The organism is Sphingobium nicotianae (genome assembly GCF_018603885.1).
GTDB classification, from domain to species: Bacteria; Pseudomonadota; Alphaproteobacteria; order Sphingomonadales; family Sphingomonadaceae; genus Sphingobium; species Sphingobium nicotianae.
The window spans coordinates 249,150-270,720 of record NZ_JAHGAW010000002.1; the positions used below are offsets into that span (position 1 = coordinate 249,150).

15 protein-coding genes and 1 pseudogene are annotated in these 21,571 nt (G+C 63.5%); 10 read left to right on the forward strand and 6 right to left on the reverse strand.

Going from position 1 to position 21,571, the window contains the following annotated elements; all coding sequences use genetic code 11:
- The first annotated feature begins 9 nt into the window (after positions 1 to 9).
- The 3 genes from KK488_RS03970 to KK488_RS03980 are packed head-to-tail and all read left to right on the forward strand — an operon-like array spanning position 10 to position 4,659.
- Positions 10 to 1,734, forward strand: coding sequence for a sulfatase family protein (locus KK488_RS03970; protein ID WP_250890049.1), 1,725 nt, complete (start codon positions 10 to 12; stop codon positions 1,732 to 1,734).
- Positions 1,731 to 3,641, forward strand: coding sequence for a sulfatase-like hydrolase/transferase (locus KK488_RS03975; protein ID WP_214621835.1), 1,911 nt, complete (start codon positions 1,731 to 1,733; stop codon positions 3,639 to 3,641). Before KK488_RS03970 ends, KK488_RS03975 begins: the two co-directional genes overlap by 4 nt.
- A 49-nt stretch (positions 3,642 to 3,690) precedes the next feature.
- Positions 3,691 to 4,659, forward strand: a complete 969-nt coding sequence (locus tag KK488_RS03980; RefSeq protein WP_490166838.1) for a formylglycine-generating enzyme family protein — start codon at positions 3,691 to 3,693, stop codon at positions 4,657 to 4,659.
- A gap of 9 nt (positions 4,660 to 4,668) precedes the next feature.
- Here the strand turns inward: KK488_RS03980 and KK488_RS03985 are convergent, their stop codons facing one another.
- A complete protein-coding gene (locus tag KK488_RS03985) occupies positions 4,669 to 6,057 on the reverse strand; it encodes a sulfatase family protein (protein WP_214621836.1) in 1,389 nt (462 codons plus the stop codon).
- 237 nt (positions 6,058 to 6,294) lie between these two features.
- Between KK488_RS03985 and KK488_RS03990 the strand changes: the two genes are divergently transcribed.
- The 3 genes from KK488_RS03990 to KK488_RS04000 all read left to right on the forward strand — a co-directional run bounded on the left by KK488_RS03990 (position 6,295) and on the right by KK488_RS04000 (position 10,869).
- Positions 6,295 to 7,308 (forward strand): LacI family DNA-binding transcriptional regulator, encoded by a 1,014-nt coding sequence (locus KK488_RS03990; protein WP_214621837.1) that lies wholly within the window; start codon positions 6,295 to 6,297, stop codon positions 7,306 to 7,308.
- A gap of 205 nt (positions 7,309 to 7,513) precedes the next feature.
- Positions 7,514 to 8,872 carry an MFS transporter gene (locus tag KK488_RS03995; RefSeq protein ID WP_214621838.1) on the forward strand — a complete coding sequence of 453 codons (1,359 nt, stop codon included), beginning with the start codon at positions 7,514 to 7,516 and terminating at the stop codon, positions 8,870 to 8,872.
- Positions 8,873 to 8,961: 89 nt separating this feature from the next.
- A complete protein-coding gene (locus KK488_RS04000; protein WP_214621839.1) occupies positions 8,962 to 10,869 on the forward strand; it encodes a glycoside hydrolase family 3 protein in 1,908 nt (635 codons plus the stop codon).
- Positions 10,870 to 11,255: 386 nt separating this feature from the next.
- Here the strand turns inward: KK488_RS04000 and KK488_RS04005 are convergent, their stop codons facing one another.
- Both KK488_RS04005 and KK488_RS04010 read right to left on the reverse strand, forming a co-directional pair.
- Entirely contained in the window at positions 11,256 to 12,713 is a 1,458-nt protein-coding gene (locus tag KK488_RS04005; protein ID WP_214621840.1) for a sulfatase family protein, read from the reverse strand.
- A gap of 88 nt (positions 12,714 to 12,801) precedes the next feature.
- Positions 12,802 to 13,023, reverse strand: a pseudogene (locus tag KK488_RS04010) (SUMF1/EgtB/PvdO family nonheme iron enzyme); the annotation flags it as partial.
- 292 nt (positions 13,024 to 13,315) lie between these two features.
- Here KK488_RS04010 and mobF point away from each other — a divergent pair.
- The 3 genes from mobF (at position 13,316) to KK488_RS04025 (ending at position 16,999) form a co-directional block, all read left to right on the forward strand.
- The gene (mobF, locus tag KK488_RS04015) at positions 13,316 to 16,216 is read left to right on the forward strand and encodes a MobF family relaxase (RefSeq protein WP_432653832.1); all 2,901 of its coding nucleotides are present in this window, start codon (positions 13,316 to 13,318) and stop codon (positions 16,214 to 16,216) included.
- Positions 16,206 to 16,724, forward strand: coding sequence for a lytic transglycosylase domain-containing protein (locus tag KK488_RS04020; RefSeq protein WP_250890050.1), 519 nt, complete (start codon positions 16,206 to 16,208; stop codon positions 16,722 to 16,724). The genes mobF and KK488_RS04020 overlap by 11 nt, the downstream gene beginning before the upstream one ends.
- 92 nt (positions 16,725 to 16,816) lie before the next feature.
- Complete coding sequence (locus tag KK488_RS04025; protein ID WP_214621843.1) at positions 16,817 to 16,999, forward strand: helix-turn-helix domain-containing protein; 183 nt, start codon at positions 16,817 to 16,819, stop codon at positions 16,997 to 16,999.
- A 53-nt stretch (positions 17,000 to 17,052) separates the two neighbouring features.
- Here KK488_RS04025 and KK488_RS04030 read toward each other — a convergent pair whose 3' ends face one another.
- Both KK488_RS04030 and KK488_RS21255 read right to left on the reverse strand, forming a co-directional pair.
- Entirely contained in the window at positions 17,053 to 18,294 is a 1,242-nt protein-coding gene (locus KK488_RS04030) for a tyrosine-type recombinase/integrase (protein WP_214621844.1), read from the reverse strand.
- Positions 18,295 to 18,426: 132 nt separating this feature from the next.
- Complete coding sequence (locus tag KK488_RS21255) at positions 18,427 to 18,732, reverse strand: hypothetical protein (RefSeq protein ID WP_250890051.1); 306 nt, start codon at positions 18,730 to 18,732, stop codon at positions 18,427 to 18,429.
- Between KK488_RS21255 and KK488_RS21260 the strand changes: the two genes are divergently transcribed.
- Positions 18,649 to 19,197, forward strand: a complete 549-nt coding sequence (locus tag KK488_RS21260; RefSeq protein ID WP_432653833.1) for a phage integrase central domain-containing protein — start codon at positions 18,649 to 18,651, stop codon at positions 19,195 to 19,197. The two genes, KK488_RS21255 and KK488_RS21260, sit on opposite strands and share 84 nt — an antisense overlap.
- Positions 19,198 to 19,245: 48 nt before the next feature.
- Here KK488_RS21260 and katG read toward each other — a convergent pair whose 3' ends face one another.
- Entirely contained in the window at positions 19,246 to 21,447 is a 2,202-nt protein-coding gene (katG, locus tag KK488_RS04040) for a catalase/peroxidase HPI (protein WP_214621845.1), read from the reverse strand.
- Positions 21,448 to 21,571 lie beyond the last annotated feature (124 nt).

Here is a 21,571-nt window from a genome sequence, read left to right on the forward strand (position 1 = left end):
GAGACGAGAATGTCCAGACTGCGCCGGGCCTTCCGCGCCGCTACCCTTGCTGCTGTCGCGCTGGGGGCTACGATCAGCCCGGCGCCGGCCTGGACGAGGGACGCACCGCGCGCCGCGGCGCCTGCGGCTCCGGCCCAGCGCGCCCATCCGCGCAACATCATCTTCGTGCTGGTCGACGATCTTCGCTATGACGGGATGGGCTTCGTCCAGCAGGGCATCCGCACGCCGAACATCGATCGCATGGCGCGCGAGGGCAGCTATTTCCCCAATGCCGTCGTCACCTCCTCGCTCTGCTCGCCCAGCCGGGCAACGATCCTCACCGGCATGACCGCGCGCAATCATGGCGTGGTCGACAATAATCACAGCTCTGAAGAAGGGCTGACCTATTTCCCCCGCTATCTGCAGCAGGCGGGTTACCAGACCGCCTTCTTCGGCAAATGGCACATGGGCAGCGACAGCGATATGCCGCGCCCGGGCTTCAACAAATGGGTGAGCTTCAAGGGGCAGGGCTCCTACTGGCCGACGACCGGCGTGCCCGATGCCGCCAAGGCGGCCGGCACGGTCAATCAGCTCAATGTCGACGGCAAGGAGGTGGGCCAGACCGGCTATATCACCGACGAACTGACCGACTATGCGATGAGCTGGCTGGAGAAGGAGCGCAACCCCTCCAAGCCCTTCTTCCTCTATCTCAGCCACAAGGCGGTCCATTCCGATCCGCTGCCGCCGCCGCGCTATGCGCATCAATATGATGATGCGAAGTTCGTGCTGCCGGCGAGCGCCGCCAACACGCCGGAAAATTATGCCGGCAAACCGATGTGGGTCTATAACCAGCGCAACAGCTGGCACGGCATCAATTTCTTCTATCATGCCGACGTCAAGATGACCGACTATCTCAAATATTATTACGGCACGCTTTCTGCGGTCGACGACAGCCTCGGCCGCATCATGGCCTATCTGCGCAAGCATGGGCTGGAGAAGGACACGCTGGTCGTCTTCACCTCGGACAATGGTTTCCAGATCGGCGAGCATGGCCTCATCGACAAGCGCAATGCCTATCAGGCGTCGGTGCGCGTGCCGCTGGTGATGTGGGAGCCGGGCACGGTGCCGGCCGGCGCGGTAAACAAGGGCCGCGTGCGCAATCTGGATTTCGCGCCGACCTTCCTCGATATGGCGGGCGTCCAGAAGCCGGCCCAGTTCGAAGGGCAAAGCGCCTGGTCGCTCATCAACGGCGCGCTGCCGGCGCAGGAGTGGAAGCCGCAGGATTTCATCTATGAATATTATTGGGAGTATAATTTCCCGATGACGCCGGGCACCTTCGCGATCCAGCAGGGCGATCTCAAATATATTCAATATTATGGCGTCTATGATCTGGACGAGCTGTACGACCTCGCCAAGGATCCGGACGAGATGCGCAATCTCGTCAATGATCCGGCCTATGTGGACCGCAAGATCGCAATGCGCGACGCGCTCTATGCGCAGCTGGCCGACCGCAACGGACGGCATGTCATTCCGTATGGCGAGCGTCAGTCGATCGGCGCGGTGCGGCGGCTGCGCGGTGGCCCCGGCGCCGCCCAATTCCCGGACGAATGGCTGATCGCGCCGAACCCAACCGACCGGTTCGACGACATCATGCCGGATAGTCCTGCCAAGGCGAAGGCGCATGCCGCCGGCCAGCCGCTCGTGCCGACCAAGCCGCTTGGCGAGGAACTCAAGCGTCAGGTCAACGGGCAATGACGCGCGGGACGACGCTCTCGCGCCGGGCGATGCTGGGCAATATGGGCGCGCTTGCTGCCGCGGCGGCGGCCGCGCGCGCGACGGCGGCGCCAGCCGCGCGCCCGAATATCCTCTGGATCGTGAGCGAGGATAATAATCCCTATGTCGGCGCCTATGGCGACAAGCTCGCCCATACGCCGACGATCGACGGGCTCGCGGCCAAGGGGCTGCTGTACCGCCATGTCTATTCCAATGCGCCGGTCTGCGCGCCGTCGCGCTTCGGCATCCTGACCGGCGTGTATCCGGAGAGCTGTGCACCGGCGAACCAGATGCGCGCGGTCGGCAAATTGCCCAAGGCGTTCCGCACCTATCCCGAGCTGCTGCGCGCGGCCGGCTATTTCTGCACCAACAACAGCAAGACCGATTATAATTGCGATGTCGATCCCAAGGCGATCTGGGACGAGCAGGGGGGCGAGAGCCATTGGCGCGGGCGTCGCGCCGGTCAGCCCTTCATGGCGGTCTTCAACTATGAGACCACGCACGAGTCCCGCCTGTTCCAGCCGACCGCCGGCCGGGTGAAGCCGGAGATGGTGCGTATCCCTGCCTATCTGCCCGACACGCCAGGCATCCGGCGGGATTATGCCAGCTATCATAATCTGATGGAGAAGATGGACGGGCAGCTCGCCGAGCGGCTGGCCGAGCTGGCGGCGGACGGGCTCGCCGAGGACACGATCGTCTTCCACTATTCCGACAATGGCGGCGTGCTGCCGCGCTCGAAGCGCTATTGCTACGAGGAGGGATTGCGCTGCGAGATGGTGGTCTATGTGCCGCCGAAATGGCAGCATCTCATGCCAGCGCGGCCCGGCAGCGAGATCGCGACGCCGGTCTCGTTCATCGATCTTGCGCCTACGCTCCTGTCGCTCGCCGGTATCGCCCAGCCCGCGCAGATGGTGGGCAAGCCCTTCCTTGGCGCGCGCCGCGCCAAGCCGCAGCGCTATGCCTTTGGCATGCGCAACCGCATGGACGAGCGGGTCGATTTCAGCCGCACGGTCACGGACGGCCGCTGGCGCTACATTCGCAACTATATGCCGCATCGTCCCTGGGGCCAGCATCAGGCGTTCGAATGGCTGGCGAAAGGCTATCAGGACTGGGAAGCGGCCCACCGCGCCGGCACGCTGAACCCGGTGCAGGATCGCTTCTTCCAGACCAAGCCCTACGAGGAGCTGTACGATCTCGCCGCCGATCCGGACGAGATCCGCAATCTCGCCGGGGACGCTGCTGCTGCCCCGATGCTCGCGACGCTGCGCAAGGCGCTCGATGCGCATATGCTCGCCATCAACGATAATGGTTTCTTGCCCGAGGGCATGGCCGGCGAGGGTTATGTCGAGAGTCGCGACCGGCGGGTCTATCCGCTCGCGGATGTGATGGCGCTGGGCGCCGTCGCGGCGCGGGGCGATGCCGCCGATCTGCCGCGCCTCGTCGCCGGCCTGTCCCATGCAACGTCGGTGATGCGCTATTGGGCAGCGACCGGCCTGCTGATCCTCGGCGCCAAGGCTGCCGCCGCGCGCCCGGCATTGGCGCAGGCGATGCAGAGCGACACCTCGCCCCATGTCCGCATCGTCGCGGCTGAGGCGCTGTGCCGGCTGGGCGACGCGCCCGATGCCGTCGCGGCGCTGATCGCGCTCTCCGGCGATCAGGCACCGAGCTGGCAAGTGCAACTCCACGCGCTCAATGCGCTCTGCTTCATCGGCGACGCGGCGCAGCCGGCGCTGCCGGTTGCGCGGCAAGTCGCGCAGGGCGACCAGGAATATCTGCGCAGCCTCGGCCGCTATCTGATCGCGACCCTGACCGGCAGCTATACCCCCGCCAGCCCGATCTTCGATTATGAGCATATGATGGAGCAGGTGCGCAAAGGGAAGTTCGGTTGACGCTGATCGACTGCTGGCGATCCGTCGCGCAAGGCCATAGGATGGCGGCATGACAGTGCAGCAACGGACCAGTCCTGCCTCCACGCACGATGGAATGCGCTTCATTCCGCGCGGCACCTTCACCATGGGCTCGGAGCGCTTCTATCCCGAGGAAGCGCCGCTGCGCCGGGTGAAGATCGAGGCCTATTGGATCGACGAAACGCCGGTCACCAATGCCCAGTTCGCCTGTTTCGTGGCGGAGACCGGGCATGTTACGCTCGCGGAGATCGCGCCCGATCCCAAGGACTATCCCGGCATGCTTCCCGGCATGGACCAGCCCGGATCGTTGGTCTTCCACCAGCCTTCGGTGCCGGTCGGCACTGGCGATCCTGGCGCCTGGTGGCATTTCGTCTTCGGGGCGGACTGGCGCCACCCACTCGGGCCAGACAGTGATCTGGATGGCTTGGCCGATCATCCGGTCGTGCATGTCGCCTATGCCGATGCGCTGGCCTATGCCAAATGGGCGGGCAAGGCGCTGCCGACCGAGGCGGAATTCGAATATGCCGCGCGCGGCGGCCATGACGAGTGGGACTATGCCTGGGGCGACGAACTCGCGCCCGAGGGACGCATGCTCGCCAATTACTGGCAGGGCATCTTCCCCAACACGAATGATTTGCTGGACGGCTGGGCACGGACGTCGCCGGTGCGCAGCTTCCCGGCAAACGACCATGGCCTGTACGACATGATCGGCAATGTCTGGGAATGGACACAGGACTGGTGGGCGCAACCGGCCGTGCTCAAGAAGAAGGGCGACAAGCAGAACTGCTGCTCGCTCAACAATCCGCGCGGCGGCACTCTGCGTGAGAGTTTCGACCCCGATCAGCCGCAGGTCCGCATCGGCCGTAAGGTGTTGAAGGGCGGCTCGCATCTCTGCGCCGAGAATTATTGCCAGCGCTATCGCCCGGCGGCGCGCCATCCCGAGATGATCGACACCTCGACAACGCATATCGGCTTTCGCTGCGTCATCCGGGGCCAGTGAAGCCCCGGGTCAGTGCGGGGCCGCGCCGCCGCCCTTGAGCCAGGGCGCGAAGATGGTGGTCGGCCCCTGCCGCATCGGATCGAAGGTGGCGCGTGCCCGGCCCATCCGCGCCTGCATCGCCGCCAAGATGTCGGGATGGCGGCTCGCCACCGAATAGCGCTCGGATCGGTCGACGCGCATGTCGTAGAGCTGCGGATAGCCGCGCCCCTCCAGACCGAACAGCATGCCGCGATAATAGGCCGCGACGCTATATTTCCAGTCTTGCGTGCGCACCGCCACGACATCCTCGTCGTTGAACAGCAGCAATTCACTGTGCGGCGTCGCGCCGCCGCGCGTCAGCATGTCCGATATGTCGAGCCCGTCCAGCGTCACGCCCTGTGGCGCGGGCAGGCCCGCCATGGCGCAGAAGGTCGGCAGGAAGTCGATGCTCATCCCGATCGCGTTGGATTTGCGGCCGGCCGGCACGGTGCCGGGCTGCCAAGCGAGCATCGGCACGCGATAGCCGCCATCATAGCCGCCGCCGCCCTTGCGCTGACGCAGGTCGCCGGCCGATCCCTCGAACCAGGGGCCATTGTCCGACGTGAACAGCACCAGCGTGTCATTCTCGATCTTCAATTCCCGCAACAGGGCGAGAAGCCGGCCAACGATTGCATCAATCTCCTCGACGACATCGCCATAATCGCCAGCCGCGCTGCGCCCCTTATAGTCGGCGCTCGGCTCGCTCGGCAGATGCGGTCCGCTGAGCGCCAGATCGAGGAAGAAGGGGCGTTGCGCATTGGCGCGGATGAAGCGCTCGGCCTGGCCGTAAAATTGCTGCTGGAGATCGGCGATGTCGGGCTTCTCGATCACCGTCTTGACCGCGTCCGGGCTGCTGCTCTCATATACGGAGAGCGGCACCATATCGTGGCTGTAGGGCAGGCCGTAGAAATAGTCGAAGCCATGCTTGGTCGGCGGCCAGTAGGGCGCGGTGTGGCCCAGATGCCATTTGCCGATGAGCGCGCTCTTGTGGGTCTGCTTGAGCGCCTCGGGGATGGTCACTTCGGAGAGCGGCAGGCCGCGTGCCTCATCCTGCATGATGACGCCCTTGGCGAGGCCGGTGCGGATCGGATAGCGGCCGGTCAGCAGGCCGGCGCGCGAGGGTGTGCAGAGGTTCGCGCTGGCATAGAAGTCGGTAAAAACTGTGCCCTCCGCCGCCATCCGGTCGAGATTGGGCGTCTTGACCAGATCCGCGCCATTGGCGCCGATATCGCCAAAGCCGAGATCGTCGCAGAAGACGACGATGAAATTGGGCACGCGCTTGGGCACGGAGCGGGCGAGGGCCGGCCCGGCCAGCGGGAGGACCGCGCCTGCCAGCAGGCTTTTGAGAAGCCGACGCCGGCTCGTCTGCGCATTGCTCATCCCATCTCTCCCTTGTCGCCGCGGGCAGCCGGGTCGCGTCGCGGGATGCACGCGCTAGGATGCTCTCATCATGCGGACTATGCAAAAAGTGACATCGCTGTCAATTGATCTGGCCGCCTTTGTCGATTATGCGATGGGCACGGGACATCGGCATGCACCTTTTCCAGGAGGGAGGAGCGGTGCATTACCGATCGCGGGCCATCCTGCAACAAGGGTGGCCCGGCTACTGGAGAGACGATGAGAAAAGCCAATATTGCCGATGTCGCGCTGCGAGCGGGGGTTTCGACCAAGAGCGTTTCGCGCGTTTTGAACGACGAGCCCAATGTGCGCCCGCAGATGCGCGCCAAGATCGAGGAAGCGATCGAGGCGCTGGGCTACAAGCCCGATCTTGCCGCGCGCTCGCTCTCGTCGGGGCGGTCCTTCATCATCGGCCTGCTGTTCGACAATCCCAGCCCCAATTACACCATGAAGGTGCTGCAAGGCACGCTCGATGCCTGCCATCAGGCCGGCTATCAGCTCGTGATCGAGAATGTCGATACCGCCAGCCCCACTATCGGCCAGGCGATGGAGGCGATGCTGCAGCATCGGCGGATGGACGGCATGGTGGTGACGCCGCCGGCGACGGACAGCCCGGCCGTGCTGGATGCGCTGGAGCGCGCCAACCTGCCCTATGTGCGGATCGCGCCCAATAAATTTCCCGGCCGCTCGATGACCGTCTCGGCCGACGATCAGGCGGCCGTTTCGGATGTCGTGCGGCATTTGTGGAATCTGGGGCATCGTCGGTTCGGCTTCGTCGGTGGTCCCGCGTCTCACGGCGCGAGCATGTGGCGGCACGACGGCTTCTTTGCCGCGCTGGCCGAGCGTGGTGTCGAGCCGGGCGAGATCCAGGAGGCGGAAGGGGACTTCACCTTCACTTCCGGCATCGGGGCGGGGCGCCAATTGCTGCGAGCAGAGCCGCGCCTGACCGCGATCTTCGCCGCCAATGACGATATGGCGGCCGGCATCTTCACCGCCGCCGCACAACTCGGCATCAAGATACCGGACATGCTCTCCGTCGTCGGCTTCGACGATAGCTGGATCGCCAAGAGCGTCTGGCCGGAACTGACGACCATGCACCAGCCGATCGCGGAAATGGCACATATCGCGGTGCGCACCCTGATCGCCTCGCGCAACGGCAAGGCCGTGAAAGAGCCGGCGCCGCAGAATTGCCATCTCATCGTGCGTGGCTCGGCGGGGCCGGTCGGGCAATAGCGGATCGGCCTCCGTCGCGGCTTTGGAGGCCGCGCGCGGGGCGGGGCCGCGCTCTATCTCGGACAGGCGCCGAGGCGGATCATGTTGATCCCAGTCGGATGAAGGCCTTCAAGCCGGGGCAATCTATCAGCAACGCCCCGATAGACAGCGCTGTCAATTTCGGGCATCAGAGTTGCCAGACCATAATCAGGGGAGGCATGACGACATGGCCGCAGGATATGTCCCGGGTGGACAGGCAGGGGTGAATGGGCGGCCGGCGCGCGGCGCAGGGCTGGCATTCGGGATCGTCACCTGCCTCTTTTTCGCATGGGGCTTCATCACCGCGCTGAACGATCCGCTCGTCGCGGCGGTGAAGGGCATCTTCACGCTCTCCCGGCTCGAGGCGCAGCTCGTCGCCTTCGCTTTCTTCCTCGCCTATGGGCTCATTTCCTTCCCGGCGGCGGGGTTGATTACGCGCCTGCGGCCGATGGGCGCGATCCTCTGCGCGCTGGCCATGATGGTCGCCGGCTGTCTCACCATGTTGCTCGCGGCCAATGTCGAGATTTTCCCGCTCGTGCTGGTCGGCTTGTTCATCCTGGCGAGCGGCATCACCATTCTCCAGGTCGCCGCCAATCCGCTGGTCGCGGCGCTGGGTGACCCAAAGCTCAGCCATTTCCGCCTCACGCTGAGCCAGACCTTCAATTCCTTCGCGACCTTCCTCGCGCCGATCCTGGGTGCGCATCTCTTCCTCAAGGGGCTGGAGGTGCAGGAGGGCACGGTCGTCACCAATCTTGTCCGGGCCAAGGCGCTGGGCGGCATCGATACCGCCTATCTCATGCTCTGCGGGCTGCTCGTCGCGCTCGCCGTCTTCATGTTTCTCTGCCGGGGCGTCGTGAATGCGGCCCTGCCGCCGCCAAAGGCGGACCGAGTCGGGCCGGCGGGGCTGCTGCGCGAGGCGCTGGCGTCGCGCTGGGCACTGTTCGGTGCGTTCACCATGTTCCTCTATGTGGGGGCGGAAGTCGCGATCGGTACGCAGATGACCGCCTTCCTCAACGATCCGGCAATCTGGGGCCGATCGGACGCCGCCTTCTCCGTGCCCCTGCTCGGGCAGGTCATGGCAAGCGACGGCATTCTCGGCGTGTCGGTTGAGGAAGCCGGCAAGGCGGTCGGCTTCTATTGGGGCGGCGCCATGGTCGGCCGTGCGATCGGCTCGCTGCTGCTCTCGCGCTTCCGGGCTGAGCAGTTGCTCGCCATCTTTGCCAGTCTGGCGGCGCTCGCTTGCGTCTATGTCGCCTGTGTTGGCGGCGTGAGCAGCGGCTTCGTCGCGCTTGCGATCGGCCTGTTCAACTCCATCATGTTTCCGGTGATCTTCACCCTCACACTCGCCCGCTCCGACGCGCGCGAAGAGGCGATTTCCGGCCTGCTTTGTACCGCGATCGTCGGTGGCGCTTTCGTTCCCCTGCTGGTAGGGCAGGTCTCCGAATGGACAAGCTATCATGCCGCATTGGCTGTCCCTGCGGTCTGCTATCTTTTGATCTGCTTCTTCGCCCTGCGCGCCGGGCAGGCGGCTCGCAGCGGATCATGACGGGCACTTTTCCCATGACCGGCACGGCCACGCGCAGAGAAAGACTGTGTTCGTCGAGGTCGACACGGCTTCCATCCAACGGGTTCGAAATGCGCATCGTCTCTTTGGCACTCATGGGCTGCCTCGCGTCGCAGGCTCTCCCCGCCACGGCTCAAGCAGAGGCTGAGACCAAGACGTTCCGCGACCTCAATCATAATGGGCGCCTCGATCCCTATGAGGATAAGCGGCTGACTGACGAAGTGCGCGTCGATGATCTGCTCAAGCGCATGACGATTGAAGAGAAGGTCGGCACGATGATGCATGCCACGCTGCCCTCGCGCGATCCGCTAGGGCATGACGGCGATCATTATGATGCCAAGGAAAGCGCCCGGCTGATTGGTGAGGCAAAGGTGACGAGCTTCATCACGCGCCTTGCGGTCGCACCCGATCAAATGGCGCGAGAGAATAATGCCGTGCAGCGCATCGCCGAGGGCACGCGCTTGGGCATCCCGCTTACGCTCAGCAGCGACCCGCGCAATCATTTCCAGGCAGTTTTCGGCGCGAGCACGAAGGGTGGCGGCTTCTCTCTCTGGCCCGAGACACTGGGGCTTGCGGCGATTGGCGACCTGTCGCTGGTGCGACGCTTCGGTGAGATCGCACGCCGGGAGTATCGGGCAACGGGCATCCACATGGCGCTCTCGCCGCAGGCGGATCTCGCCACCGAACCGCGCTGGCCGCGCACCACGGCGACCTTCGGCTCCGATCCAAAGGCGGTCTCTCGTCTCGTCGGTGCCTATATCGAAGGCTTTCAAGGGAGCAGGACGGGCCTGACTCGGAATGGCGTCGCGGCGGTCGTCAAACACTGGGTTGGCTATGGTGCTCAGCCGGAAGGATTTGACGGGCATAACTATTATGGCCGCGTCGCCCGGCTCGACAATGCGAGCTTCGCCCAGCATGTCTCGGCCTTTGACGATGCGCTGGCCTTCCGCACAGCCGGCGTGATGCCGACCTATCCAGTCATCGAGGGCGTGACCCTCGATGGCAGGCCGCTCGAGCCAGTCGGCGCGGGTTTCAACCATCAGTTGCTGACCGATCTCCTGCGCGACAAGAAAGGCTATCGCGGACTCATCCTCTCCGATTGGGCCATCACCAACGACTGTCCGACCAGTTGCAGCGCGCCGGCCAGGGGGAAACCGCAAGGCATTGACGCGATCGCGATGCCATGGGGCGTCGAGGCGATGTCCAAGGAGGATCGGTTCGCGAAGGGCGTGAACGCGGGCATCGACCAATTCGGCGGCGTGGCGGACAGCGCGATCCTGCTCGCCGCGTACAGGGCAGGCAAGATATCGCTCACCCACATCAACGCTTCGGTGCGGCGTGTGCTGATGATCAAATTCCAGCTTGGACTGTTCGACAATCCCTATGTCGACGAAGCAGCTGCGCTGAAGATTGTGAATGATCCGGATACGCACGCTGAAGCTGCCAAGGCCCAGCGGCGGGCGCAGATAGTACTCGAGAATAAGGGCGGCTTTCTACCCGTAGCGGCCGGCCGCAAGGTCTGGCTTTACAAAGTCGATCCGGCCGATGCCCGTGCGCATGGCTTCACCGTGGTTGAGGATTTAGCACTGGCCGATCTCGCGATTTTGCGCGTCGATGCGCCGTTCGAGATGCTGCACCCCTATCATTTTTTCGGTAGCCGACAGAATGAGGGCCGACTGGACTTCCAGGACGGGCAGGCGGACTATGAGGCGATAAAGCGGGCTTCCGCAGCAGTTCCGACTGCTGTCGCGATAAACCTGGACCGCCCGGCGATCCTCACCAACATCCGCGACAAGGTGCAGCTTTTGATTGCGACCTTCGGCGCCAGTGATGCTGCGATACTTGATGTCATCGTCGGTAACACGCGGGCGGAGGGCAAGCTTCCGTTCGAGCTGCCTTCCGGCATGGCCGCACTGGAGAAGCAGGACCCGGCAGTGCCTGACGATAGCGAAGCGCCGCTCTATTCGAAGGGGCACTGATCAGGAACTCCCGCCCTGATGTCGGACATTAGTGATCGAATTGAGCCCGCCCGATAGCGGCCGTTCATTCAGGTGAAGTTGGAAGGCCGGCGTCGGCCTAATTTTGGATACTCATCCTGTCGAGGCGAGGCCTGTCACCAGTCATGCGTTTATAAGGCACATTAAGAAGCGACTTCCGTCGACGGGCAAATGTGTCTTTGATGGCGACGTTAAGAAATTTTACCGCGTCGCTTTGGGTGAGTGCCCTTCAACCAGAGGCGCGCTGACCTAGCCTGCTACAAAAGCTGGCGCAGAAAGACGCAAAATTACACCCACCCATTGCTCTTGGCTCGCCATAGCCAAGGATGAATCCGAATTAAGCTCTCGATCGAAATTACGGCCGATTTTCAGTGGGCATCAACACCCTTAGGCCTCTTGGCGCCGTAATGGTCTGCCGTATTCGAGGCGTCATATCCGCTTGTCGCGGACCTAGAATCGATGGGCAACATCTGCCTGTCCCACGCGTCATAGGCGGCTTTCACTTGCGCCATCTTTTCGGGCAGGCGATCCTTCATATTAGCGCGTTCCAGCGGATCATCGACCACGTTGAACAGGAAGCTGTTCTCCAGGATCTTGAGATATTTCCAGTCGCCAACGCGGCAGGCCTGCTGGTCCAGATGCTTGTAGCGCCAGCAGAGCGTGCGCTCAGCCTGGCTTGACGGATCGGCGAGGTGCGGCAGCAAATTGATGGCGTCGCTCGGATAGGCGGGATCCGGCGCGCCTCCTGCGGCGGCCAGAAGCGTGGGCAGCCAGTCCATCGAGATCATCACCTGATCGCTGACCGTTCCGACTTTCACGAAGGCCGGCCAGCGCACGATCGCCGGAACGCGCAGACCGCCTTCCAGCAGCTCGGTCTTGCGCCCCGTAAACGGCCAGGTGTCCGAATAGCGCTCGCCGCCATTGTCGCTGGTGAAGACGACGATCGTGTCGTCGGCAATGCCCAGATCGTCGAGCCGCGCGAGGATGCGCCCCACCTGCATGTCGAGCCGCGTCACCATCTGCGCGTAGATGCGCTGCGAGCCGCCGTCATAATGCATGAGCGCGGCCGGCTTGCCGTTCGCGTCGAGCCGGGTCGCCTCGGCTTCGTCGGCCGGCCCTTCCCATGGCCAGTGCGGCGCATTGACGTGCAGTGAGAGGAAGAAGGGCTGCTCGCCTTTGGCATAATCGGTGATCGCATCGAGCGCGCGCTCGGCCAGCAGGTCGGTCAGATAGCCCTTCTGATGGACTTCCCGATCATCGTCCCACAGGTCGTGCCGGCCGGCAAATTCGTGGGTGAAATAATCGACGCCACCGCCGCGAAAGCCCCAGAAGTGATCGTAGCCGCTCTTGAGCGGGCCATAGTTTGGAAGTTGGCCCAGATGCCACTTGCCGATGAGCGTCGTGCCATAACCGAGCTTGCGGAGAAGCGAGGGCATGGTGGGGTGAGCGGGTGGCAAACCGATGTCGCGCGCGCCAAGCGGCTCCTCGAGACCGATGGGCAGGCGATTCTGATATCGGCCGGTGATGAGGCCGGTACGTGTCGCCGAGCAGACGGCGGAGTTTGCATAGCCCTGAAGAAAGCGCAGGCCATCGCGCGCGAGGCTGTCGATCGCGGGCGTCTCATAGTCGCGGCGACCATAGCAGGAAAGATCAGCATACCCCATGTCATCGGCCATGATGAACAGGATGTTAGGTTGCTTGCGCGTCCGCCCTGCAGGCCTCTTCGTAGCCGGCCTGGCGGCGGCTGCCCTTCCGAGGAGACTGGTGCCGGCAAGGCCGATCGACTGGCCGAGCAGTCGGCGACGGGAAACGACATTTTCAGACATAAATCTCTCCAATTCTATGGCGCCGTCGCATCGACGTCTTCATACTTGACCTCGGGAACGTCGCCTGAGACCCTGCTCATAAGATAGATCAATCGGTTCCGTCAGCGGCGCATCTGAAGCCGATGTGAGACGTCGACGTGTCGATGGTCTGCGGGTAGCGGGCGGCCGGACGATATCGCTGGCAACAATTCTCTGCGCACAGATGGGAACCACCCTTCAGGACTTTTCGGCCGAAATTGACGGCCGGCCCGTCGGCTTCGCGGCTCTCTTCCTCTTTCACGCCGCGAGGATTGCTGACCACGCAACAGCTATTGGGCAGATCATCGCACCGGGGCACAGGTGATAGTATTTTAGAGATCGCTACCTCAAACTTTCTTGGGTTCACACCGTACGGCCGGACCGACAAGATGGTGATCGTCCCCATCGCTTGATCAGCAACGAGAAGCGTGTGGGACTGTCAGGAGAGGATTTGATGGACAGCTTTGACGCGCTCGCCCATCCGTTGATCGCGGATGTTCAATGGGCCGCATGATCCTTGCTCTGCCGTTCAGGCAGCTAGCTACGATGTCAGTCGCCTGTCTCGGGCTGTTCATCCAGTCAGGTTGTGCCCCCGAAAACAAAAGTTCCGGCGCTGCAAGCGCGGACTGGAACCGTCCCAGTGGGGCGGGGCGATCGCCAAAGAACTCGGCCTTGAAGGAAAGGTCGACGCCGAAACATTCGAGGCGCTGCTCGCCGGCCAAGTGGGTGACCAGCAGCTCGGGCGTCACCGCAGGGATGGTCGCATCGAGCATCATCCCGGCTGGGACTTTGCCGTGAATGCGCCCAAGTCGGTGTCGATCATGGCATTGGTGGCGGGCGATGACCGTATCCTCGTCGCCCATGAAAAGGCGGTCGGGATTGCGCTCGATTATCTCGAGGAGCATGCCACGTTGCGGCACCGGATGGACGGCGAGGTCCGGTACGAGACGACAGCCAGGCTTCTTTTCGCGCGCTTTACGGAGCATGCCTCCCGCGAGCTCGACCCCCATCTTCACACCCATGTGGTCGTCATGAACATGACCAACCGCATGGACGGTGATCCCATGGCCAGCCTTGAGACCCGCGCCATGTTTGCCGAACAGATGGTCGCCGGCCAGGTCTACCGGAACGAACTCGCCCATCAGCTGCGGGAAGTTGGCTATGAGATCGCGTTCGACCCCCGCTCAGGGTTGTTCGAGATCGAAGGCGTGCCTCGCGCGCTCATCATGGCCATGTCGCAGCGCGCCGAGCAGATCGAGGCCCATGCGAAAGACCATGGGCTTACCGGACAGGCAGCGCGCCGCGTTTCTTTCTACGAGACACGCGGCCCCAAACGGAAGGCGAGCCTCGAGACGCTCCACCACCAATGGGAGCAACGCCTGGGTGCGCATCGGGAAGCCGTCGCGGCCGTCAGGGCCGGTGCGGGCGAGCGCGGTGAAGAGACCCTCCATGCTGACGCCGCGACATCGGCCCGCGCCATGCTGTTCGGCGTGCGCCAGGAGGAGGGGCGCGAGGCAGTCAACAATCTTGGTCGGCTGCTGGCCCGAGCACTGGCCTCCCATGTGGGTGAGGTTCGGCTGGAGGATGTGATACCTCTGGCGCAGGTGCATGAAGCGCAGCGAAAGCTGCTCGAGACGAGGCATCCAACCGGTGAGGGCACGCACATCAGGGGGCGGACATCGCGGCGGACCGCGCGGCTCGAACTGGCGCTATCAGATCATCTGTCTCTTGCCCTGGGAGACGCTGCGCCAATCGCGACGGCCGAGCACCTCAAGGCGGTAAGCGCTGCCCATGGTCTGAACTCTGCGCAGGAGGCGGCACTCCTTCATATCGGTACGACCGACAATCGGGTGGTGGCTGTGCACGGCGTCGCCGGCGCGGGGAAATCGACCTTGGTCCGTGCTCTCAATGAGGCGGCTGACCAGAATACGGTCCTGATCGCGCTCGCCCCGACCTCGTCGGCCGCCACCAATCTCGGGGCAAGCGCGAAGATCGAATCCCGCACGGTCGCCTCCCTCGTCGCGAGTGGTGGTCGGACCCTCGACGATCGCCATGTGCTGGTGCTCGATGAAGCCGGCCAGCTCGGCAATCGCCAGGCGCTGCGCGTGCTGGAAATCAGCCGGACTACTGGCGCGCGGCTCATTCTCCTGGGCGATAATCGTCAGACAGGCGCGATCGAGCAGGGCAAAGCCTTCTGGCTGATGCAGCGCCTCGGTCTTTCACGTGCGGAGCTCACCGAGTCCGTCCGGCAAGAGACCCGCGCAATGAAGGCGGCCGTCACGCAGGCGCGCCTTCACAACTATGCCGGCTCTCTGGAAAATCTGGACAAGGTGACGAGCGGGGAGGGTGCGGACAAGCTCGCCGAGAGCCTGGTCGCCGAGTGGACTCGCCTCAAGCCGGAGAACCGGGCGAACACCAACATCCTCGTCCTGGAGAATGCGACACGCCTCATTGTGAACATGAAGGTGCGTGAGGCGCTGAAGACCGAGGGCGCGGTTGCGGCAGAGGAGGCGCGGCTGACTGTGTTGACCCCGACGGGCATGAGCGACCAGGAGAAGCAGATCGCGCGCTTCTACTCGGGCGGTCAGGTCCTGGTCTTCGCCCGCGACAATGTCGGTCTTGGTATCGCGCGCGACAGCGAATATCGCGTGCTCGGGGTCACCGTAAACGAGCGAGGCCGGCAGATGGTCCGCATCGTCGATGAGCATGGCCGACGGATCGACTGGGATCCGCGGCTCGGTCGCGCGTCCCGGGTCAATGTCTTCCGTAGCGAGGAACGCGACCTTGCCGCCGGCGACCGTGTCCAGTGGCGCCTCGTCAATCATGATCTCGACATCCGCAATGCCGATCGCGGCACCGTCGAGGCGCTCGAAGGCGCGAACGCGACCATCCGGTGGGACCGGGACGGACGGATACAGAAGGTCGACCTGTCGACCTACAAGAACTGGGATCACGGCTATGCCGAGACCGTCTTCTCGGCCCAGTCCAAGACCTATGACCGCGTCTATGTACTGGCGCCGACCAATTCGCCCCTGGTGACCGGCCAGAACTACTACACTGCGATTACAAGGGCGCGCTTTGGGGTCAAGCTCTGGACCGAGGACGAGAAGCGGCTTGTCGACCGGCTGGAACGCCGGTCTGGCGAGAAAAGCTCGGCGCTCGAAGGGCTGGGGCGCCTTGATCGGGAGTCTGTTCGATCGCGCGGTGACCGTCTGCGAGGGCCGTTGGACAGGTTGCGCGAGCAGCAGCGCAGCGATCGTGCCGAGCGACGGGCGCTGACAGCGCGAAAACCTGATGGCATCGCCGCGCATCTCGCTGGTCGGGCATACTCGCTTGTGCACGCAACCGATCGCTGGATCGCTTCGCTGACCCGTGGGCCCGGCGCAGTTGAACCTGAAACAGCCCTGACAGCTCACGGAGATGCGCCGACACACGCTGCCCGGAATGAAGGAGCGCCGGGTCAAGGCGACGGTCATGATCGCTAGACGCTGCATCCCATGCGCCGCATTTGCGCTGGTCGCTCAGCCGGTCGGAGCCGTCGCTCCTGGCCGACCGGCATCCGGCGAGGCAGAGATCGCCGCCTGCATTCGCCAGGCGGCTTCGAGACGGCCCTGGCTGGAAAAGACCCTTTGGGGTTTGCGGGATCAGGAAGGCGGCTGGGTTGGGGCGCAGATCCTCAACAGCAACGGCACGCACGATCTGGGACCCATGCAGGTCAACAGCTGGTGGGTTGGACGGATAGCTGCGCGGACGGGGCGCGAGCCCGCTCATATTCGCTACTGGCTGACCCATCACCCCTGCTTCAATGTCGACGCAGCGCGCTGGATCTTCCTCTCAGCACTCGCCGCGACCGGCGACTATTGGCAGGCCGTTGGCCTTTACCACAGTCCGACTGCCTGGCGTCAACGACGGTATGTTCTCGCTGTCGTCACCAAATTGAAGGGCAGGTTTGGGGCTCGGCTTTTCGCGCAAGATAATGGGCCGGGCAAATGAGCGCCCCGTCCGATCACGTTCCGGAGGCCCCGTCCCCCGTCACCGCGAAACTGGATCGTGCCCGTATGCTTGAGGAGGCCGGCTCTTTTTCGATGCCGGATGTGCCGGCATTATGCGTCCGCGTTTCCAAGGCGTGCGCCATGCTCGGCATCGGCAAGACCATGTTCTACGAGCTTGTCGACGCGGGCGAGATTGAGACGCTCAAGATCGGCCGAGCCACGCTCGTGACGGTATCGAGCCTGGAGCGGCTGGTGACCAGTCGGCTCGGCAAATGAGGCTTGGACCCGTTGGGGCAAAGACAGTCCGCCTGGGCAACCCATGCCGACCCTCAGGCCGCCCTTTCCGCAGCCGGCGGTGTGAGCAGATAGGCTCCCCATTTATCGAGGAGGTTCCTGCGCATTTCGAGAAAGGTCGTCCTCTTGTAGGCCGCGACGACCTTGTCCGGCACCCCATGGGCGAGCGCCGCCTCGGCGACAGGATCGGGAATCTCCGGGACCTTTTCAGCCGCCCAGTCCCGGAAGCTCGATCGGAAGCCGTGGGGCACGAACGGCAGCTTGGCGTCACGCAGGACTTTCAGGACAGTCATATCCGAGATCACTTTTCGTGCCGCCGACGGAAACACGAGCGGGTCGTTTTCGCCCTCTTTGCGATAGGCTTCAGCTCGTTCGAGGACTCCAAGCGCCGCATCGTTCAGCGTGATACTGTGAGCGACATCACCTTTCATGATTTCGGCTGGCCGGTTCCAAAGCCGCTTCTTCAGATCGATCTGGCTCCACCGAGCGTTTCTTACCTCTCCGCCTCTCGCCGCCGTCGCGATAACAAACATGAGCGCAAGGCGCCCCATGGTCTCATTGTTGCTGCCGAGACGCTGATAGTAGGCCGGAGTGTCGACGTAGGGCATTGCAGGAAAGTTCGTGTTCTTCGTGCGATGTTTGCCGAGCAGGATCGAAAGCTCTTCGTTGGGAGCTTCGCTCGAGCGCCACTTCTTGGCCCGGGCATAGTTGAGAACCTTCGCGATGCGACGCCGGACCTTGCGACCCATGAACGGCTTTGCCGTCCAAATAGGCTTGAGAGCCTCGGCGACGTCGCTCGCTTCGATATGGTCGACCCGCTTCTTGCCGAGCGTCGGATTTGCGTGTTCCTTCAAGGACGCCAGAAACGCGTCGGCTTCCTTCTCGGACCAACCGTCCTTAAACTCTGCGTGGGCCTTTATGACCGCCTCGGCGAACGAGGGTCGGACAATCCTCTCCTTGTCGCGTTCGGCGACGGGGTCGCGTCCTGCCTTGGCCAGCTTGCGGAGCAAAGCAGCTTTCTCTCTCGCCTCGGCGAGGGTCAGCAGGCGCTGTTCGAGAAGCGGGACGCTCTCTTCTGTCTCACCATCACGCCGCCGCTCCTGCTTGCTGCTGACATCTGCGGTGCCCAGACCGATGTCGCGGCGGCGCCCGGCCACTTGGACGCGCAGGACCCACGAGCGTCCACCGGTCGGGGCGACAAACAAAGAGAGTCCCTTCCCGTCGACATGCCGTCCGGGCTTGGCGGTGCGTACAGAGATCGCAGTGAGCTTGCTCATTTCTTTCCCACAATCTTTCCCACATTTTTATCAGGCTGTGGGCGATTGTCAACGAACCACAGCGAACTTCAGGTGCGGTTTCAGGAAGAAATTATATTGAAAAAACATAAGGATAAAGGTCTATAGTGAACGTCAGCGAACGTCGAAAAAAGAGTGGTTCGATTTTGGCTCGGGCCTCCAGAGCGGTATCCAGAGCCCCGCGAGAGAGAGGCGCGTCGACTTCTCGCCAAGGGAATAGATCCGGTAGAAAAGTCCAAACTCGACAAAATCGCAAAATCGCTCGCTGCGAAGAATGATTTCCAATCGATCGCTAACGAGTGGCTCGAGAAAATCGAGCGCGAAGGCGTCGCGCCTATGACCTTCAAGAAGGCGCGATGGTTGATCGGCAAGACTTTCCCAGCCCTTGGGCGGCGACCAATCACCGAGATCTCGGCTCACGAGCTCCTGGCAGTGTTGAAGAAGGTCGAAGCTTCAAAGCGCTATGACACGGCCAACCGTATCCTCGTCGATTTCGGTCAGACCTCAGGCGATCCCGGCTATTTCAACAGCGACATGGGCGGCCCGGAAAACATGTGGCACCAGGATTGCGCCGCGATGAAGGCCGGTCATTGGAGCGGCATCATCAGGCGCGGCAATGCCTATGAGGATTTCGTGGTGCAGGAGAACATGGGGGCCATCGTCGATCGCTCCAGAAATATCTCGGCACCTGCGACCGCGTCATCTATCGCGCCCGCCGCCTGCTCCTCGAAGCGGTCGAGCGCTATCAGGCCACGGGCGAGATCAGCTTTGCAGGCGACGCCATCGACTTCGGCCGCCATCCGCGCGGTCAGCTGCGCTTATCCCAGGGACAGGGACTGGCGCGACATTGAGACGTATGTCGCGCAGGCATTGGCGGCGGAATGAAAAAGGGGCGGCAACGCGCCGCCCCTCCGTCCGTTTCGTTCAGACTGCTCAGTCCAGGTCGTAGCGGTCGGCATTCATGACCTTGGTCCAGGCGGCAACAAAGTCTCTGACGAATTTCGTCTCGTTGCCATTCTCGGCATAGACTTCGGCGACCGCGCGCAGCTCCGAATTCGAGCCGAAGACGAGGTCGGCACGGCTCGCACGCCATGTTTCGCCACCGCTCGTGCGGTCGGTCGCGATATACTCTTCGTCGCCCGACCCATCGACAGCCTTCCAGACATTGGTCATGTCCAGCAGGTTGACGAAATAGTCGTTGGTGAGCTGGCCCGAACGCGTGGTGAAGTGGCCGTGGCCGCGCTCGCCATGGTTGGCGCCGAGCACACGCAAGCCGCCGATCAGGACTGTCATCTCCGGCACCGAAAGGCCGAGCAGCGACGCGCGGTCGAGCATCATGTCCTCGGTCTTCACGGCCAGCTTCTTCTTGCCGACATAGTTGCGGAAGGCGTCGGCCTCGGGCTCCAGCCAGTGGAAGCTCTCGATGTCGGTCTGCTCCTGGCTGGCATCGCCGCGGCCGCCGGTGAACGGCACCGCCACGTTGTAGCCTGCATCCGCGATCGCCTTTTCAAGGCCGACCACGCCGCCGAGCACGATCGCGTCGGCCATCGACATCGTACCGCGCAGGCCGTCGAGCGTGTCGAGAACCTTGGCCAGCATCTCGGGTTCGTTAACCTCCCAGTCCTTCTGCGGCGCCAGGCGGATACGCGCGCCATTGGCGCCGCCGCGATAGTCCGACTTCCGAAAGGTGCTGGCCGAAGCCCAGGCGGTCTTGATCAGCTGGCTGGCGGTCAGGCCGCTATGGGCGATCCGCTCCTTCACCGCCGCGATCTCGGCCTCCGAAGGCACGGTGCCGGCCGGGATCGGATCCTGCCAGATCAGGTCTTCCGCAGGCACGTCCGGGCCGAGGTAGCGGATCTTCGGGCCCATGTCGCGATGCGTGAGTTTGAACCAGGCCCGCGCGAAGGCATCCTTGAACGCTTCGTGATCGCGCCGGAACCGCTCGCTGATCGCCCGGAACTCGGGGTCGCGCTTCAGCGCCATGTCGGCGGTGGTCATCATGGTCGGGACCTTGATGGTCGGGTCCCAGGCCGCCGGGGTCATATCCTCTTCCTTCTGGCCGATCGGCTGCCACTGGTGCGCGCCTGCCGGGCTCGTCACCAGCGCATAGTCATAGTCGAACAGCAGGCGGAAATAGTTCTCGGTCCATTCCCGCGGGGTGTTGGTCCATGCGCCTTCGATGCCGCTGGTGACGGTGTGCTCGCCGATTCCGCCGCTCTCGTGGCTGCTGACCCAGCCAAAGCCCTGCGCGGCGAGATCGGCGCCGGCGGGCGCAACGCCCAGCAGCGACGCATCGCCGTTGCCGTGCGCCTTGCCGAAGGTGTGGCCGCCGGCAGTGAGTGCGACGATTTCCTCGGCATTCATCGCCATGCGCCGGAAGGTTTCTTTCATGTCGCGCGCCATGCCCACGTCGTCGTGCGGATTGCCGCCCGGCCCTTCGGGATTCACATAGATGAGGCCCATCTGGATCGCGGCGAGCGGCCCTTCGATGTCTTCAAGGCCATTGGCAGGATCGATCCGGGTCTGGACGCCCTGGTTGACCCATTTGTCTTCCGAGCCCCAGTAGATGTCGCGCTCCGGTTCGTACACGTCGGCACGGCCGCCGCCGAAGCCGAATACCGGCCCGCCCATGCTCTCGATCGCGACATTGCCGGCGAGAATGAACAGGTCGGCCCAGCTGATCTTGCTGCCGTATTTCTGCTTGATCGGCCACAGCAAGCGGCGCGCCTTGTCGAGATTGCCGTTGTCCGGCCAACTGTTGAGCGGGGCGAAGCGCTGCTGCCCGCTATTGGCGCCGCCGCGGCCGTCGGCCGTGCGATAGGTGCCTGCGGCATGCCAGGCCATGCGGATGAAGAAGGGGCCGTAATGTCCATAGTCCGCCGGCCACCAGGGCTGGCTGTCGGTCATCAGCGCGTGGAGGTCGGCCTTGAGGGCGGCGTAGTCCAGCGTCTTGAAGGCCTCGGCATAGTCGAAATCCGCGCCCATCGGGTTCGAGGGGCCGTTGGGGCTGAGGATCTCAGTCGCCAGCTGGTCGGGCCACCAGTCCTTGTTGGTGCGGCCGAGCAGCGCGCGGACACCGCCAGCGCCGTGCATGGGGCAACCGCTGCCCTTCATCTCTCCGGTCTTCGCGTTCATTGTTCTGCTCCTGAGTCGGTCTTGAGGGGAAGGACTGCAGGATATGCCTACCCTCCGAGACAGGGAAACGAACAAGCTCGGCCACATTGATCGATCAAAGCGATCAAAACCGACTCATTGATCG

Bases quoted from the DNA above. Each gene is read 5' to 3' on its own strand.
- katG (WP_214621845.1), bottom strand. From the start codon at position 21,447: ATGAACGCGAAGACCGGAGAGATGAAGGGCAGCGGTTGCCCCATGCAC.
- KK488_RS04020 (WP_250890050.1), top strand. From the start codon at position 16,206: ATGATCGCTAGACGCTGCATCCCATGCGCCGCATTTGCGCTGGTCGCT.
- KK488_RS03970 (WP_250890049.1), top strand. From the start codon at position 10: ATGTCCAGACTGCGCCGGGCCTTCCGCGCCGCTACCCTTGCTGCTGTC.
- KK488_RS03990 (WP_214621837.1), top strand. From the start codon at position 6,295: ATGAGAAAAGCCAATATTGCCGATGTCGCGCTGCGAGCGGGGGTTTCG.
- KK488_RS21260 (WP_432653833.1), top strand. From the start codon at position 18,649: ATGACCTTCAAGAAGGCGCGATGGTTGATCGGCAAGACTTTCCCAGCC.
- KK488_RS03980 (WP_490166838.1), top strand. From the start codon at position 3,691: ATGACAGTGCAGCAACGGACCAGTCCTGCCTCCACGCACGATGGAATG.
- KK488_RS04030 (WP_214621844.1), bottom strand. From the start codon at position 18,294: ATGAGCAAGCTCACTGCGATCTCTGTACGCACCGCCAAGCCCGGACGG.
- KK488_RS04025 (WP_214621843.1), top strand. From the start codon at position 16,817: ATGCCGGATGTGCCGGCATTATGCGTCCGCGTTTCCAAGGCGTGCGCC.
- KK488_RS04005 (WP_214621840.1), bottom strand. From the start codon at position 12,713: ATGTCTGAAAATGTCGTTTCCCGTCGCCGACTGCTCGGCCAGTCGATC.
- KK488_RS03975 (WP_214621835.1), top strand. From the start codon at position 1,731: ATGACGCGCGGGACGACGCTCTCGCGCCGGGCGATGCTGGGCAATATG.
- KK488_RS03995 (WP_214621838.1), top strand. From the start codon at position 7,514: ATGGCCGCAGGATATGTCCCGGGTGGACAGGCAGGGGTGAATGGGCGG.
- KK488_RS03985 (WP_214621836.1), bottom strand. From the start codon at position 6,057: ATGAGCAATGCGCAGACGAGCCGGCGTCGGCTTCTCAAAAGCCTGCTG.
- KK488_RS04000 (WP_214621839.1), top strand. From the start codon at position 8,962: ATGCGCATCGTCTCTTTGGCACTCATGGGCTGCCTCGCGTCGCAGGCT.